At 63.0% G+C, this 15,391-nt stretch carries 15 protein-coding genes; all 15 read left to right on the top strand.

All coding sequences use genetic code 11. The features are described from left to right. The first annotated feature begins 9 nt into the window (after positions 1-9). The 15 genes from HYR72_04990 to HYR72_04920 all read left to right on the top strand — a co-directional run bounded on the left by HYR72_04990 (position 10) and on the right by HYR72_04920 (position 15,379). Positions 10-945 carry a class I SAM-dependent methyltransferase gene (locus HYR72_04990; protein MBI1814310.1) on the top strand — a complete coding sequence of 312 codons (936 nt, stop codon included), beginning with the start codon at positions 10-12 and terminating at the stop codon, positions 943-945. Positions 946-953: 8 nt separating this feature from the next. Further along, positions 954-1,778 (top strand): class I SAM-dependent methyltransferase, encoded by an 825-nt coding sequence (locus tag HYR72_04985; GenBank protein ID MBI1814309.1) that lies wholly within the window; start codon positions 954-956, stop codon positions 1,776-1,778. A 5-nt stretch (positions 1,779-1,783) separates the two neighbouring features. Beyond that, positions 1,784-2,620 (top strand): glycosyltransferase family 2 protein, encoded by an 837-nt coding sequence (locus HYR72_04980; GenBank protein ID MBI1814308.1) that lies wholly within the window; start codon positions 1,784-1,786, stop codon positions 2,618-2,620. Positions 2,621-2,630: 10 nt separating this feature from the next. Next, positions 2,631-4,205, top strand: coding sequence for a hypothetical protein (locus HYR72_04975; GenBank protein MBI1814307.1), 1,575 nt, complete (start codon positions 2,631-2,633; stop codon positions 4,203-4,205). A gap of 3 nt (positions 4,206-4,208) precedes the next feature. Next, positions 4,209-5,603: an MBOAT family protein gene (locus tag HYR72_04970; protein ID MBI1814306.1), complete on the top strand. Its 1,395-nt coding sequence runs from the start codon at positions 4,209-4,211 to the stop codon at positions 5,601-5,603. A gap of 9 nt (positions 5,604-5,612) precedes the next feature. Next, positions 5,613-6,035 carry a MaoC family dehydratase N-terminal domain-containing protein gene (locus HYR72_04965; protein ID MBI1814305.1) on the top strand — a complete coding sequence of 141 codons (423 nt, stop codon included), beginning with the start codon at positions 5,613-5,615 and terminating at the stop codon, positions 6,033-6,035. Next, complete coding sequence (locus HYR72_04960; GenBank protein ID MBI1814304.1) at positions 6,035-6,751, top strand: SDR family oxidoreductase; 717 nt, start codon at positions 6,035-6,037, stop codon at positions 6,749-6,751. Before HYR72_04965 ends, HYR72_04960 begins: the two co-directional genes overlap by 1 nt. Continuing rightward, complete coding sequence (locus tag HYR72_04955) at positions 6,745-8,511, top strand: HAD-IIIC family phosphatase (protein ID MBI1814303.1); 1,767 nt, start codon at positions 6,745-6,747, stop codon at positions 8,509-8,511. The genes HYR72_04960 and HYR72_04955 overlap by 7 nt, the downstream gene beginning before the upstream one ends. Before the next feature lie 12 nt (positions 8,512-8,523). Then, positions 8,524-8,766, top strand: coding sequence for an acyl carrier protein (locus HYR72_04950; protein ID MBI1814302.1), 243 nt, complete (start codon positions 8,524-8,526; stop codon positions 8,764-8,766). Between the two features lie 14 nt (positions 8,767-8,780). Further along, positions 8,781-10,262, top strand: a complete 1,482-nt coding sequence (locus tag HYR72_04945; GenBank protein ID MBI1814301.1) for an MBOAT family protein — start codon at positions 8,781-8,783, stop codon at positions 10,260-10,262. Positions 10,263-10,401: 139 nt separating this feature from the next. After that, a complete protein-coding gene (locus tag HYR72_04940) occupies positions 10,402-11,859 on the top strand; it encodes a hypothetical protein (GenBank protein ID MBI1814300.1) in 1,458 nt (485 codons plus the stop codon). Between the two features lie 75 nt (positions 11,860-11,934). Continuing rightward, a complete protein-coding gene (locus tag HYR72_04935; protein ID MBI1814299.1) occupies positions 11,935-13,023 on the top strand; it encodes a glycosyltransferase in 1,089 nt (362 codons plus the stop codon). Further along, positions 13,020-14,093, top strand: a complete 1,074-nt coding sequence (locus tag HYR72_04930) for a glycosyltransferase family 2 protein (protein MBI1814298.1) — start codon at positions 13,020-13,022, stop codon at positions 14,091-14,093. The genes HYR72_04935 and HYR72_04930 overlap by 4 nt, the downstream gene beginning before the upstream one ends. Before the next feature lie 22 nt (positions 14,094-14,115). Then, positions 14,116-14,400, top strand: a complete 285-nt coding sequence (locus HYR72_04925) for a hypothetical protein (protein ID MBI1814297.1) — start codon at positions 14,116-14,118, stop codon at positions 14,398-14,400. A 40-nt stretch (positions 14,401-14,440) separates the two neighbouring features. Beyond that, positions 14,441-15,379: an SDR family oxidoreductase gene (locus HYR72_04920; protein ID MBI1814296.1), complete on the top strand. Its 939-nt coding sequence runs from the start codon at positions 14,441-14,443 to the stop codon at positions 15,377-15,379. The last annotated feature ends 12 nt before the right edge of the window (positions 15,380-15,391 follow it).

Here is a 15,391-nt window from a genome sequence, read left to right as displayed (position 1 = left end):
AACTCCGCGATGGCCATGCCGTCAACCCGACAAGCGCCGCTGTGCCCGGTGTGCGGTGGGAGCGATTTCGTTCCGCAGTTCGGTGGAGCGGGCGCTGATGCCGGGAAGCGGAGTACGACGCCGTATCGCATCACGCAGAGCTCGCGCAGGTTGGTAGGTGCGGTCGAGCGCTGCCGTGACTGTGGATTGGGCATGCTGCCGCCGCACTTGGTTGAAGGTCACTACGCGGACGGAGCCGACGAGCGTTTCGCAGAACAAGCGGAAGTGCGCTGCCGCAATGCCGAACGGCTGTTGCAATTGCTGCCACCACCCAGCCCCGGCGCCCGGTTGCTCGACGTCGGCTCCGCCTACGGCTTCCTGCTCTTGGCCGCCCGCCGGCTCGGCTACGACGCGGTCGGAGTCGAGCCCTCGCAGGATGCCGCCGACTACGCACACCGCACCTATGGTGTCGAGGTTTTCAACGGGCCGATTCAGGATGTCCCGTACGAAGCGGAGAGCTTCGACGTCATCACGCTGGCAGATGTCATCGAGCACTTCAGCGATCCCGCGCTGGTGCTCGATCGACTCCATCGACTGCTCCGGCCGAATGGTCACTTGGTTCTGCTCACGCCGGACTTTGGCAGTGTGGCAGCGCGCGTGATGGGAAGGCATTGGTGGGCGCTGCTCGATGATCACTACTTTTATTTCTCCCGGCAGACCTTGCCGCGCTTTTTGCGACAGCACGGATTTTCCAGCGAACGACTGCAGTCCTTTGGGCGGGCATTCCCGATTCATCATTGGGTCTTCAAACTGTCGCAGTACAGTGAAGGCACGTATCGCGCCTGCGACCGGGTGGTGCGCGCGCTGGGCTTGGCCGAGGTCGAGGTGCCGCTCAATTTCGGCGATCAGATGGCGTGCGTCGCATCCCGTGTGTCGCGCGCCACGCAATCGGGAGCGACGAGTTGAGAGAGGAAATGGCAACCCGCGCAACGGTACAACTTGAAGAGCTGGCAGCCCCTGCCGCACGCGGGAGCCTCGAGCCGGTCGCACCGCGCTGGCAGCGCGATGTGTTGCAGCGCATCCCGTGGTCGCTGCGGCGCTGGTTCGACCCTCACCACTATCCCCGCTATCGTTTCGTGTGCGAGGCGGCGGCGCGGGTGCGTGCTGGCGAGTTCGTGCTCGATGCAGGGGCCGGCGAGTGTCCATTCAAGCCGCTGTTCGCGCACGCGCGTTACCTCGGAGTTGACAGTTGCGTGGGCGACGACGAGTGGGACTACTCGCGGCTCGGCTTGGTGTCCGATCTGTTTCATCTCGGCTTGCGCTCGGGCAGTGTCGACAATGCCCTGTGCAACGACGTCTTGGAGCACGTACCCGACCCAGCGGGGTTGATCGTCGCGCTCTACGAGGTGTTGAAGCCGGGTGGGAATTTATTTCTCTCGGCGCCGCAGGGCTGGGGACAGCACCAGAACCCGCACGACTACTTCCGCTTCACCTCCCACGCGCTGCGCATGTTGTTCGAGCGTGCAGGTTTCGAAGTGCAGTACATCCGGCCGCTCGGTGGCTTCTTCTACTACCTCGCCAATCGCATCCAGATGTTGCCGATCATGCTGTTTCCGCCGGCGCGCCGCCAGTGGATCGAATGGGTGCGGCTGCCGTTCAAGCTATTGGCGACCGGCGTGTTTGGCGTCGCGATTCCCCTCATGCTGATGCCGCTCGATCGACTCGATACCGACAAGAACACCACGCTGACCTATGCCTGTTGGTGCCGCAAACCGTCTGCACCCCGGCCTGTGGAGTGAGAGACATGTACAAGGAGCAATCGGTGGCGATTCAAGATGCAGCAAACGGAAACGGGCCGGCGGTGGCCGCCCCGGCCGGGCCCCGGCCGGGCGTGGTAGTCGTGATGCCGGCCTACAACGCGGCGCGCACGCTGAAGATGACGTACGCGGAGCTGCCGCACGACTCCGTCGACATGGTCATCCTGGTCGACGACGGTAGCACCGACGACACCGTGGCGGTGGCGCGCGAACTCAATCTCAAACTGTTTCTGCACGACCGCAACTACGGCTACGGGGCGAATCAGAAGACGTGCTACGCCGAGGCGCTGCGGGCCGGGGCCGAGATCATCGTGATGGTGCATCCCGACTATCAGTACGATCCGCGTTTGCTGCCGGATCTCGTCCACCCCATCCAGCGCGGCGAAGCGGATGTCGTGCTGGGTTCGCGCCTCAAGAGCGGCTCGGCGCTCAGCGGCGGGATGCCCTGGTGGAAGTACGTCTCGAATCGATTTCTCACCGGCGTGGAGAACTGGGTGTTCGGTCTGCATCTGTCCGAGTACCATACCGGCTACCGCGCGTATCGTCGGGAGGTGTTGGAGACCGTGAACTTCCGGCTCAACGCCGACAAGTTCATCTTCGATCAAGAGATCGTGGCGCAGATCGTCGATGCGGGCTTTCGCATCGCCGAGGTGCCGGTGCCGACGCGCTACTTCGCCGAGGCCTCGTCGGCCAGTTTGCTGGCGAGCATCCGCTACGGGTGCGGCATTCTATGGCTCGTCGGGCGCTATCTGATGCACCGCGCCGGTTGGTGGCGGCAGCGGCAGTTCCAAAGCCTGCAGAACCGATATCGCGCCGCCGCGTGACCTCACCATCATGTTGGCGGAACACCACGAAGCGCCGCTGCCGGAGGCGGTCAGGGTCGGACACGGCGCGTTGGCGGACGCGATACCGTTGCCCGTCGCGCGCCGCACCACAGCGGCGAGCGCGTGGCGGATCTGGTTGCCGATTCCGCTGCTCTTCCTCTTGCTCGACGTGACCTTCAATTTGTACTTCTGGCGAATCCCGAAGCTCACCGGTAAGTCCGCCGACTACGGCTATCAGTTTCTTGTAGATCTGCACCGCCTCCATCAGCCACCGCCACCCGCCACGGCCCGCGTGCTGGCAGTCGGCAGCTCGGTGTCGGGTTCGTTCGATCAGTTTCAGATCCAGCGATTGTTGGCGACGCAGCATCCCGAGCTGCCCGCTGACGTGCATCGGTTGCTGTTGCCGGGCATCAAGCCTTCGGACTACCGCTTGTTCTTCGATACAGAGCTCGACGAAATTCGCCCGGACGTCGTTGTGCTCATGTTCAACCTCGTCGACTTTCTGAATCCCAGTTTCGAGCGTGGGCTGAAGCAGCAGGTGCGCTACGTACTTCCGCCGTTGGCCACCCTGCGCGAACGGGCCGAATATCTCTCGACCGCGTCGGATAAGCTCGACCTCGTGTTCGCCGGGAGCAGCAACCTGTACCGGTACCGCAAGCTTGTCCGCTCGTCGTTGCAAGATCACGCCAAAGTATTCACCCACTGGCTGCACGACCCGTCGCCGCGGGGCGGGTACGGCGGCTATTCGGACGGCTATATGCGGCAGCGATTCGGCGTCCCCTTGGCCGCCGATGCCGCCGATCGGTTCGACTACTACGTGCACCCGGAGTGGCTCCGACAGCGCGGAGGCGTTACCCTTCGCTTCACGCTCGACGGACAAGCGGTCGCCGAGCGCGTCGAAGCCGAGGCCGGCTGGAAAACGCTCTCCCTGACGCCGACCGGGCGCGGCCCGCACTTGCTCGAAGTCGTCGCCGACAGCACCTGGAATCCACGCGCCGGAGGTCTGAACAACGACGTTCGGTTGCTTAGTGTGCGCCTGCGGCAAGCACCGCCGACGAGCGCAACGACGCCGATGGGTCCGTGGCGCTATCCGCCGGTGGACGAACGGGAGCCGGATGATTTTCTGCGGGTCGGCGGCGCGACCGGACCGGAGTTCGTGGCGCGCTGGGAGGATTCGTTGCGCGGACATGGCGACTTCGCCCATCGGTTCCGACGCTATCGCGACGCGAAGCTCGCCGTGCGCGACGAGATCTTCGCGCCGACCGGCGAGTACGCCGCAATCGAGCACCTGGTGCGAGGCTTTTCGGCACACGGTGCGGCCGTGGTGCTGGTGAACAGCCCGGAGAGTCCGTTGATTCTCCGCGAGTACGAGTCGAGCGCCTACTATCGCGACTACCTGGCGTTCTTCACCCGGCTGGCGGCGGAGGTTCCGCACGTGACCTTCCGTGATCTGAGCAACGCGCTGCCGGTGGAAGACTTCAACGATTGGCACCACGTCAATTTCATCGGGACGATCAGGGTGGCGCCGACGTATGTCGAGTCGGTGGCCGCGGCGCTCGCCGATGAGTGGCGGCGGCGATCATAGCCCATGCTCTTCAACTCGCTCGCGTTTCTCTGCTTTCTCCCGGTGGTCCTGATCGGCGTAGGGCTCCTGCCGGGAACGTGGCGCAACCGCTTCTTGCTGGTCGCCGGGTATGTCTTCTACGGCAGTTGGGATTGGCGGTTTCTCAGCCTCCTGTGGCTGTCCACCATAATCGATTTCACCGCGGGTCGACTGATGTACTCGACGCGCGATGCCCACACGCGCAAGCTGGTGCTGATCGCGAGTCTGTCGGCGAACCTGACGATTCTCGGGTTCTTCAAGTACTGTAATTTCTTCGTCGGCTCCGCCGTCGGCTTGCTGCACGCGCTCGGGCTGCATGCGTCGGCGCCGATGCTATCGATCGTCTTGCCAGTCGGCATCTCGTTCTACACGTTCCAGTCGATGTCGTACGCGATCGACGTCTACCGCAACGAGATCACGCCGGTGAAGCGCTTCTTGGACTATGCGGTCTACGTGGCGTACTTTCCGCAGTTGGTCGCCGGTCCGATCGAACGTGCCGGGCACCTGCTGCCACAGATCATCGCGCCCGCGCGCGTGACCGCCGAGCGCATCAACACGGGCTTGTTGTTGATGCTGCTCGGATTCACCAAGAAGGCGCTGATCGCCGATCTCTTGGCGCCGGCTGTGGATCAGATCTTTGCCGACCCGAGGCATATGAGTTCGGGGGTGCTGCTGCGTGGTGCGTACTTCTTCACCTTTCAGATCTACTGCGACTTTTCTGGCTACACCGACATCGCTCGCGGCGTCAGCGAGCTGCTCGGCATCCGACTACGGCGCAACTTCGATCAGCCGTACTTGTCGCAATCGATCACCGAGTTCTGGCGGCGATGGCACATGTCGCTGTCGGCGTGGCTGCGCGACTACTTATACATCCCGCTCGGTGGCAACCGATCGGGCGGCCGAGCGACATACCGCAATCTGATGCTGACGATGTTGATCGGTGGCCTGTGGCACGGGGCGAGCTGGACGTTCGTGGTGTGGGGCGGCTTGCATGGCGTCTATCTGTCGGTCGAACGCATGCTCGGTATCCGTGCGACCTCAGCGGCGACACGAAGCGTTGCGGTGCGGGTGGGGCGTACGCTGCTCACCTTCCATCTGGTGGTGCTGGCGTGGATTTTTTTCCGCGCGCCCGATTTCGCTACGGCGTTTCACTACCTCATCGGCCTGGCGCGGCTGACGCATCTGTCGGCCGTGGGGCCGTGGCCGATCATCGTTGCCGCGGCGATCCTGCTCATCGACCTGCCACAGGCGATTTCCGGCGATCATGTAGTGTTCTTGCGACTACCGTGGTGGGTGCAGTCGCCCGCCTATGCCGCGCTGTGCTTCGCGATGCTGCTCTACGGTGGCGGCGAAGTCCCGTTCATTTACTTTCAGTTCTGATGGGGAAGTGTGACGCATACGATGCCGGCGGGCAGTGACATCCGTGAAGGTTTCCGCACGACTCACCGGTACAGCATTTCGGCGGAGGTCTACGAGGACTTTCTGGCCGCCTATCGGGACACCAATCCGATGCACACCGACGACGCGTTTGCGCGGCGTCACGGTTTTCCAGACCGAGTGATGCACGGGACGATCCTGAACGGATTCATCTCGCACTTTGTGGGCGTGCATTTCCCGGGCGGTGCCGTGCTGTTGCACTCGGTCAACACGCAGTACAAGACCCCGTGCCATTTGGGCGATGAGATCGACATCGAGGCCACTGTAACCCAGGTGGCTGAGTCGGTGCGCGTATTGACGATGGAGATGGTGCTCCGCAACGTGACGCGCGACCGCATCGCCGCGAAAGCCAAGGTCCAGGTTGGGCTGCTCTGATGCGTGTGCTGATCACTGGTGGTAGTGGCGGTATCGGCCGAGCGCTTGTTGATCGACTGGCGAGTGAGGGACACGAGATCACCTTTACGTATTGCCGCAACCAGGCGCCGGCGGCCGAGGTGGCGAATCGGACCGGGGCGGAACCCGTTCACTACGACGACTCGTCGATCGACTCGCTCGCCGCGCTCACCGCGTGCGTTCGCGGCGGCGCATTTGATGGGTTGGTGAACAATGCGGCGCAGGTGTGGCGGCGGCAACTGTTGCTGAAGACCGATATCGAGACGTTTCTCGCGTACCAGGTCGCGGCGCTGCGTGGAGTGTTCGCGCTCAGCACCGCGTTTGCCGAGGAAGTCAAACGTCGCCAGACGCCCGGCGCGATTGTGAACGTGTTGTCCTCTGTGACGTTGGGTATTCCCCCGGCCAAGCTGACGCCGTATGTGACGAGCAAGTACGCCCTGCTCGGACTGACTCGCAGCATGGCGGTCGAGTTCGTCCGCTACGGTGTGCGCGTCAATGCGGTATCACCGGGGATGACGCGGACCGACTTCAATGCGGAACTTCCCGAACGGTTCATCGAGCAGCTAGAGGCAGGCTTGCCGATGGAGCGACTAGCGACACCCGCAGAGATCGCCGCGGTGATTCGCTTCCTCTTATCGTCGGACGCGAGTTATCTGACCGGCGCAAACCTTCCGGTGGCGGGAGGGCAATCATGTTGACAGCGGATGCCTCACATCTGAATTACTCGGCGCTCTTGCGTCAGAGTAAGCGACTGGATGACTCGGTGTGCACGCGTACGATGCGGCTGGCCGTGTTGTCTGACGCGGCCGTGCCGCAGATCGTGCCGTTGCTCAAGGCGTTGCTGGTGTCCAAGGGTATCCGCGCCGAGGTGTACTTGGCGGAGTTCGACTCGGTCGAGTTGGACATCTTCAATCCCCAATCTGATCTCTACGCCTTCGCACCGGACGCGGTCATCATCCTGAACTCCCTCAACGCGCTGCGGCTGAAGTACTATCGGCAAGCAGCGGAGCGGTCGCACTTCGTCGACGGCATCACTCGCGGCGCCGCCGCACTGTGGGACACCGTCAAAAGCCGTTCGGCGGCACTCGTCATTCAGAGCAACTACGTGCTGCCGTACGAACGGCAGTTCGGCAACTTCGATCACAAAGTCGGCGAGACCTTTTATCCAATGGTGGCGCGAGTGAACGCAGCCCTTGTTGAGTTGGCGCGCGATCGGCCGCACGTGCTCATCAACGACGTGGAGGCGCTCGCGTCTTACGTGGGGCGCAAACACTGGTCCGACGAGAAACTGTGGACGCTCGCGAAGGCGTTCTGCGCCTTGGAGCATCTACCGTTGGTGGCACAGAACCTGGTCGACATTCTGCTGTCCAACGCGGGACACGTCGTCAAATGCGTCGTCGTCGATCTGGATAACACGCTCTGGGGCGGAGTGATCGGCGACGATGGCATGGAAGGCATTGCGCTCGGCCCGTTTGGTGAAGGGGAACCGTTTTTCCGCTTGCAGCACTATCTGCTCGACCTCAAGCGCCGCGGCATCATTCTCGCCGTGTGTAGTAAGAACGATCAGGCGACCGCATTGGAGCCGTTTCAGTCGCATCCCGAGATGGCGCTGCGCGAGGAGGACATCGCCGTCTTCGTCGCCAACTGGAATCCGAAGCCGGACAACATCCGACTGATCAAGGACACCCTGAACATTGGCTACGACTCGATGGTGTTCTTGGACGACAACGTATTCGAGCGCCAACTTGTGCGCGAGACGCTCCCGGAGGTGATTGTGCCCGAACTGCCCGAAGATCCGGCGGACTACGTGCGCGCCATCGCCGAGCTGAACCTGTTCGAAGTGTCGTCCTTTTCCGACGAAGATCGGCGGCGCGCCGACCTCTATCGCGAAAACGCGCACCGGCAAGCGCTGCAAACTGGCTTCACCGATATTGCCGAGTATCTTCGCTCGCTCGACATGCGGGTGACCATGCGGCGGTTCGACGCGTTTCATATGCCGCGCATCGCGCAGCTGATTCAGCGCAGCAATCAGTTCAACCTGACCTCCCGCCGCTACAACTTGGCGGAGTGCACTGCCATGGCAGAGCGTGCGGACGAGTGCATCCCGATGTACGTGACCCTGGCCGACAAGTTCGGTGACAATGGGCTGATTTCGGTCGTCATCCTGCGCTCGCGGTCGCCGGTGATGGAGATCGATTCGTGGCTGATGAGTTGCCGTGTGCTGGGTCGTGGCGTCGAACAGTACGCGATGAACCAGGTCGTAACGATCGCTCTGGCGAACGGATGCGAATGTGTGATCGGAACCTATCTCCCGACCGCGAAGAACGGCATGGTGAAGAACTTCTACGAGCAATTCGGGTTCGAGCGGGGTGAGGAGCGCGACGACGGTGCGACAGTTTGGCGTCTGCGCGTGGCCACCTATCAAGCCAGAGCGGTCTACATGAAGGAGGCGGCATGAGCCGGTGAGGGGATGACGGACGCAGACATTCGAGCACAGTTGGCGAACATCTTTCGGGAAGTGTTTGATGACGAATCGATCGCCATCTTCGATGCGATGACGGCCAAGGACATCGAGGAATGGGACTCACTGAACCACATCAACTTGATCGTCGCAGTGGAGGGAAGCTTCAAGGTCAAGTTCACGACTAAGGAGGTCACCAACCTCGCCAACGTCGGCGAATTCGTCGCGCTGATCGCGAGTAAGTTGTCATAGCGAGCGGTTGCGCTGTGTTGTTCACCTCGCTCGAGTTTGTGGCGTTCGTAGCCATTGTGGCCGGCGCGTACCCGTTGTGCCCGGTTGCCTGGCGCCGTTGGTATCTGCTCGCGGTGTCGTACGCCTTCTACTGCACGTGGAGCGTTCCCTTCGCCGGGCTGATGTTGATCGCAACCGCCGTGGCCTTTGTGTTCGCGAAACGAATCGGCGCGGCGACGAGCGAGGGGGCGCGGCAACAATCGTTGGCAGTCGGTGTCGTTGCGTTGTTGCTGCCGCTAGCGGCATTCAAGTACTTGGGCAGTATCAGCGGGTTTCTCAGCGACACCGTCGGGGGCGCACCGTGGCTCTCGCGGATTACGGCCGCAAGCTTCGTCGGCGCCATCGGTATTTCGTACTATACGCTGAAGCTCATCAGCTATGTGGTCGATGTCTATTGGGAGCGCACGGCGCCGTGCGGAGACTTCTCGTCGCTGGCGACGTACGTGGCGTTTTTCCCGCAGATTCTCAGCGGTCCGATTCAGCGTGCCGAAAGCTTCCTGAGCCAGATTGCCCAGATCACGTCGGTCAGGCCCAGGATGGTGACGAGCGGGTTGCAACTGATGCTGTTCGGCTTCTTCAAGAAGTTGGTGGTAGCGGATCGGTTGGGTGTGCCAGTGGATCAGGTGTTCGATCACCCGCACGCGTTCTCGGGTTTGGCGCCGGTGATCGCCAGCTATCTGTTCGCGCTCCAGCTCTATACCGATTTCTCCGGCATTACCGACATCGCCATCGGCACGGCGCGGCTGTTCGGCATCGAGTCGCCACGCAACTTCGACTCGCCGTTTTACGCGGACAGCATCCAGGACTTTTGGCGGCGCTGGCACATGACGCTCACTTCGTGGCTCGGCGAGTACGTCTTCACTCCTTTGCGGATGATGTTGCGCGGCTGGGGACAAGCCGGCCTCATCATCAGTTTGGCGATCAACATGCTGGCCATCGGCGTGTGGCACGGCCCCCGGTGGACGTACGTGGTGTTCGGCATGATCCACGCCGGATACCTGATCGGGTCGACGCTGACGCAACGACGCCGCAAGAAACTATTGCAGCGTCAGCCTGTGCTGAGTCGATTGCACACGGTCGTCGGACCGCTCGTCACGTTCAACATGGTGGTTGCCTCGTTCGTATTTTTTCGCGCGACGACGCTCAGTGATGCACTCTACATCCTGGCGCAAGCCGGTGGCGGCCTCTTGAACGCCGTGGTGAAGATAGCGCACGGTACGCTGCACGGCGTGATGGGCAAAGGCCATCTTGCCTGGAATGCGGCCGATGTACTGATTGCCTGCGCTGGCCTGCTGGCGATGGAGGTCGTGCATCTGCTACACCACCGCGGCGCACTGTCACAAGTGACGGCGGCAACGCCCGGTTGGGTGCGTTGGTCGGCATATTTCGCGCTCGGATTCGCCATCCTCATCTGGGGAGAAGGCGACTCAAAGCAGTTCATCTATGTCCGGTTCTGACACCCCAGTGAAGGAGCCGGTGAACGGCCTTCGACAAACTCGGGGCGAACAGAACGGTGCGATGCACCGTGGGACGGGATCCGTTCGTACTGAGCCTGTCGCCTGGGGTGGCGTGCTTCAACCGGATGCGAAACCGCGAGTGGCGCGCCGCCCGCGCTTGATCGCGCCGATCCCCCTGCTGTTGTTGGTGCTCTTCGATGTCGGGTTCAATCTCTATTTCTGGCGGATCCCGAAGCTTACCGGCCGGGCAGCCGACTATGGCTATCAAGTTCTGCTTGATGTGCACCGCCTGGAACAGCCGAAGCCGCCTGGTGTCGCACGGGTGCTCGTATTCGGCAGCTCCGTGGCCGGATCGCTCGATGCCTATCAAGTCGAATCGCTGCTGAATGCGACCGATCGCTCAACTCCGCGAGTGGAGATGCACCGTCTCCTCAAGCCGGGGATGAAGCCGTCGGACTATCGCATTCTGTTTGCATCGGAGCTGGAGGCGATGCATCCCGACCTCGTCGTTGTCATGCTCAACTTCCAGGACTTTCTCAATGCGAGCTTTGAGCGCGACCTCAAACCCGACGTGCAGTACGTATTGCCGCCGTGGACGACACTCCGCGAACGGTGGGCGTTCATCTCGACCGTTTCGGGAAAATTGGACTTGGCACTTGCGTCGGTGAGCAATCTGTATCGCTATCGCCGCGCGATCCGTTCTAGCGTGCAAGACCACCTTCGCTTCCTCGCGAAGCGGTTGCGCAGCCGGTCGCCGAAGCACGCCTATGGGCGGTACCCAGATCGATACACGAAGCAACGTTTCGGCCTGCTCATGAAACCCGAGACGAGGCAGCTCGAATACTTCGTTGCGCCCGAGTGGATTCAACAGCGGGGGCAAGTGCGTTTGCAGTTCGCGTTGGGCGCGCGCGTCTTCGCCGAACGGGTCGAGATTGATCCCGGTTGGAAGGCCATCGACGTACCGCCGACGGCGGGGCGGAATCGACTACTCGAAGTCGCGGCCGACAGCGCATGGAGTCCACGCGCGGCCGGGACGCCCGAGGACTTCCGCCTTCTCGGCGTGCAGTTACGCGATGGTTCATCGGAGAACGCGCTCGATAGTGGTCTGCCGCCACTTCGCTATCCGCCGGTCGACCAGCACGAGGTCTCGGAGTTTCTTCGCCTGGGGCAGACGACGGGCGAAGAGTTCGTGCGCCGGTGGGACGCTGAATTGGCGGCGGCGACAGACTTCGGCACGCGCATCCGCGCGTGGCGGGACTCCAAACGCAAGGTGCGCGACGATCGGTTCGAGCCGACCGGTGAGTTCATCGAACTCGACCGCTTGGTTGCGGAGTTCTCGCGTCGCGGGATCAGTGTCGCGCTGGTAAATACCCCCGAAAGTCCACTCACTGAGGACTACCAGAACGGCTCGTACTATCGCGGTTACCTCCAGTTCTTTGAGCAGCTGGCGCGAACGTATCCGCGTGTGCGTTTCTATAACTTGTTGAACAGTCTACCGGCTGAGGAATTCAACGACATCGTCCACGCCAACTATGTCGGCGGGATCAAGCTCGGCCCGATCTATGCCGACATCGTTCGTGACGGGCTCCGCCGCTAAGGCTTCTGCCAGTGCGATCACTGCGACCGGTCGGTGTGGCTGGCGCATTGGCAGCCGGGTCATGGGCGGCAAACAGTGAGCGCAACGCGCCCGGTCCGCGTCGCCTTGGTTATTGGGCAGCTCACCGCCGGCGGTGCGGAGGGTCAACTGTGGATGCTGTGTCGCGGCATTGATCGTCGGCTCGTGGAGCCGGTGGTGTACTGCTTGAGCAAGCGCACCCAGCCGCATCGCGAACAGATCGAGGCGGCGAACGTGCCGGTGCGAGTGATCAGCGGGAGCCGGATGAGTCGCGTGCGCGCCTTGCGACGGTGGTTGCGAGAGGATCGGATCGACGCTGTTCACGCGTGGCTCTTCATTGCCAACGCGTACGCGTGGGCGGCCAATCGCGGCAGCGGCCGGCCGCTGCTGACCTCGGCGCGCAACTGCAAGCGGCAGGGACGCGTGCTCGATTGGTTCAACCGACGCGCCTTCGCGGCCAGCGATCGCGTCGTGGTGAATTCGCAGGAAGTGGCGCACTACATCGCGCGCGAGTACGGCGCGCCAGCGGAACGCACGACGGTGATCTACAACGCGATCGACACTGAACGCTTTCATCCCACCGCTGACACGGCCGGTGACGAATTGTGCGTGGTCATGGTGGGCCGGCTGGTGCCGCAGAAAAACCCCGGCTTGTTCGTCAGCGCGGCGGCGGCGCTGAGACAGCGGGTGCCGAACGTGCGCTTCGTGTTGATCGGTGACGGCCCGATGCGGCCGTGGATCGAACAGGAGATTGCTGCCGCCGGGTTGCGCGATCGCTGCGTGGTGACCGGCGAACGCCACGACGTGCCCGAATTGCTGCGGCAAGCGGATCTCTTTTGGCTGACCTCCAACTGGGAGGGTCTGCCGAACGTGGTGTTGGAAGCGATGGCGTCCGGTCTCCCGGTGGTGGTCACCGATGTTGGCGGCGCGCACGAGCTGGTGCGATCCGGCGAAGAAGGGTTTCTGGTTCAGGCCGGTGATCAGACGGGGCTGGTGGAGCATTCGGTGGCGTTGTTGAGTGACGCGGAACGGCGCCGGCAGTTCGCCCGAGCGGCACGGGCGCGGGCGGAAGCCTTCGCGCCAGCATTGATGATCGCCGCAACGCAAGATCTCTACGCGCAGGTGATGCAACGGCCACGCTCATGAGTTCATTTCCGTTCGTGACGGTGATGATTCCGATGCGCAACGAGGCGGCGACGATCTCGGCGTGTGTGGACTCCGTGTTGGCGCAGGACTACCCCGCCGACCGTTTCGAGGTGTTGGTGGTCGATGGCGATTCCGCGGACGACTCGGTGCGCGTCGTGGAAGGTTATGCGCAGCGAACGACCTGTGCGCGGGTCCTGCGCAACCCGCAGCGGATCGTGCCGACGGCGCTCAATATCGCCATTCGCGCGGCGCGCGGTGACGTCATCATGCGGGTCGATGGCCACACGCACATCGCTCCGGACTACATGCGGATCGGCGTCGAGACCTTGCAGCGCACCAACGCCGACAACGTCGGTGGGCCGATGATCTCGGCCGGTGGTGGGGTGATCGGTGAGGCGATCGCGCTGGCGACCGCCTCGCGCTTCGGCATCGGTGCGTACTTTCACTTCGGCACCGAAGAGGCCGAGGTCGATACGGTCTACCTCGGCATGTATCCGCGCTCCGTGTTCGAACGCGTGGGTCTGTTCGATGAAGAGATGGTTCGCAACCAGGACGATGAGTTCAACTACCGCCTGCGCAAAGCCGGCGGCCGCATCGTTCTGAGCCCGCGGATGCGCTCGACGTATCAGAATCGCCAGTCGCTGAAAGCACTGGCGAAGCAGTACGTTCAGTACGGTGTGTGGAAGGTGCGGGTGTTGCAGAAGCACCCGCGACAGATGAGCTGGCGCCACTTCGTGCCGCCGACGTTCGTGCTGGCGCTCGCCCTCGCCGCTGTGTTCGCGCCGTGGGTGCGCGGCGCGGCGTTGCTCGCACTGCTGACTGCCGGACTGTACGGCGCGGCGGTGTCGGTGGTGGCGGCACGGCTGGCGCGTGCGGCCGGCGGGTGGCTCTGGCTGCCGTTGGTTGCGGCGTTCGCGACCTTGCACGTGAGTTGGGGCGGGGGGTTTGTGGCCGGGTTGCTGTGGTTTGCGCCGCGCTGGTTTGCGGCGGATGCGCCGCCACCGCAATTGGCGCCGCCGACTGGTGATGTTCGAAACCTGGGCTGGTCGCAGCCCGCTGCTGAGACGTGAGCATTGTGCTTCGGAGGACGGTATGAGAACGCGCGAGAAGCTGACGATCGAAGAGAAGGTCGCGCTGGCGTTGGAGTTGATCAAGCGGGACCGAACGCTTGATGAGATTCGGATGTACTACCGGGTGAGTCACACCACGGCGTACAAGATCCGCAACGCCTTCCTGGCCGGCGGACGCGCCGCGCTGAGCAGCGAGCGTGAGCGTCGGGCGCACGATCTCGAAGCCCGGGTTGAAGCGCTCGAAGAGCTGGTCACCGGCGGCGGCGAACCGCCGCTTATGAGTCGCCGCGCAGTCATGGCTCGCTAGCCGGACACTTGGTACACACGAACATAGGAACGAGGAAAGGATCGACATGTATTTGGTGACTGGCGGGGCAGGGTTCATCGGCGCGAGTTTGGCGGAGGCGCTCGTCGCCAGTGGCGAGCGCGTGCGCATCTTCGATAACTTCAGCACCGGCTCGCACGAGAACCTGAAGGGGTTCGGCGACAAGGTCGAGATCGTCGAGGGCGATCTGTGCGATCTCGAGGCCGTCCGCCGTGCGATGCGCGGTGTCCTGTACGTCTCGCACCAGGCGGCGCTGCGCTCCGTGCCGCGCTCGGTGGACGACCCGCTCAGCAGCGATGCGGTGAACACTCACGGCACGCTGCACGTCTTGATGGCCGCGCGCGAAGCCAAGGTGCGCCGCGTGGCGTACGCGTCGTCGTCGTCGGTGTACGGCGACTCGGAGGTGCTGCCCAAAGTGGAAGATCTGCCGACCGTGCCGATCTCGCCGTACGCGGTCTCGAAGTTGGCGGGCGAGCTGTACTGCCGGGTGTTCACGCGGCTCTACGGTTTGGAGACCGTCGGCTTGCGCTACTTCAACGTGTTCGGGCCGAAGCAAAGTCCGGAATCGAAATACGCGGCGGTGGTGCCGCTGTTCATCCGCGCCGCGTTGCGCAACGAGCCGATTGAAGTGCACGGCGACGGCGAGCAATCGCGTGACTTCACCTACATCGACAATGTCGTGCAGGCCAATCGCCTCGCGTTCACCGCGCCCCAGGCCGCCGGCGAGGCGTTCAACATCGCGTGCAACGAGCGCCACTCGGTGCTCGACATCGCTCACACCATCCAGCGCTTGCTCGGTCGCAGCGTGAAGCTCAATCATACCCCGACGCGCGCCGGTGACGTCCGCCACACGCTGGCCTCGATCGAGAAGGCCGAACGCTTGATGAACTACCACCCCACCGTGAACTTCGAAGACGGCATGCGCCGCACCATCGAGGCGCTGAGAGTCAGTCTCGCCTAGCTTCCCACCTGT

It is taken from the genome of Deltaproteobacteria bacterium, from assembly GCA_016178705.1.
Classification (GTDB): Bacteria; Desulfobacterota; Binatia; order HRBIN30; family JACQVA1; genus JACOST01.
This window is presented reverse-complemented; position numbering and strand designations above follow the sequence as displayed.

Excerpts from the sequence above, each read along its gene's own strand:
- HYR72_04955 (MBI1814303.1), top strand. The coding sequence starts at position 6,745 with ATGTTGACAGCGGATGCCTCACATCTGAATTACTCGGCGCTCTTGCGT.
- HYR72_04950 (MBI1814302.1), top strand. The coding sequence starts at position 8,524 with ATGACGGACGCAGACATTCGAGCACAGTTGGCGAACATCTTTCGGGAA.
- HYR72_04975 (MBI1814307.1), top strand. The coding sequence starts at position 2,631 with ATGTTGGCGGAACACCACGAAGCGCCGCTGCCGGAGGCGGTCAGGGTC.
- HYR72_04930 (MBI1814298.1), top strand. The coding sequence starts at position 13,020 with ATGAGTTCATTTCCGTTCGTGACGGTGATGATTCCGATGCGCAACGAG.
- HYR72_04985 (MBI1814309.1), top strand. The coding sequence starts at position 954 with ATGGCAACCCGCGCAACGGTACAACTTGAAGAGCTGGCAGCCCCTGCC.
- HYR72_04980 (MBI1814308.1), top strand. The coding sequence starts at position 1,784 with ATGTACAAGGAGCAATCGGTGGCGATTCAAGATGCAGCAAACGGAAAC.
- HYR72_04960 (MBI1814304.1), top strand. The coding sequence starts at position 6,035 with ATGCGTGTGCTGATCACTGGTGGTAGTGGCGGTATCGGCCGAGCGCTT.
- HYR72_04970 (MBI1814306.1), top strand. The coding sequence starts at position 4,209 with ATGCTCTTCAACTCGCTCGCGTTTCTCTGCTTTCTCCCGGTGGTCCTG.
- HYR72_04925 (MBI1814297.1), top strand. The coding sequence starts at position 14,116 with ATGAGAACGCGCGAGAAGCTGACGATCGAAGAGAAGGTCGCGCTGGCG.
- HYR72_04990 (MBI1814310.1), top strand. The coding sequence starts at position 10 with ATGGCCATGCCGTCAACCCGACAAGCGCCGCTGTGCCCGGTGTGCGGT.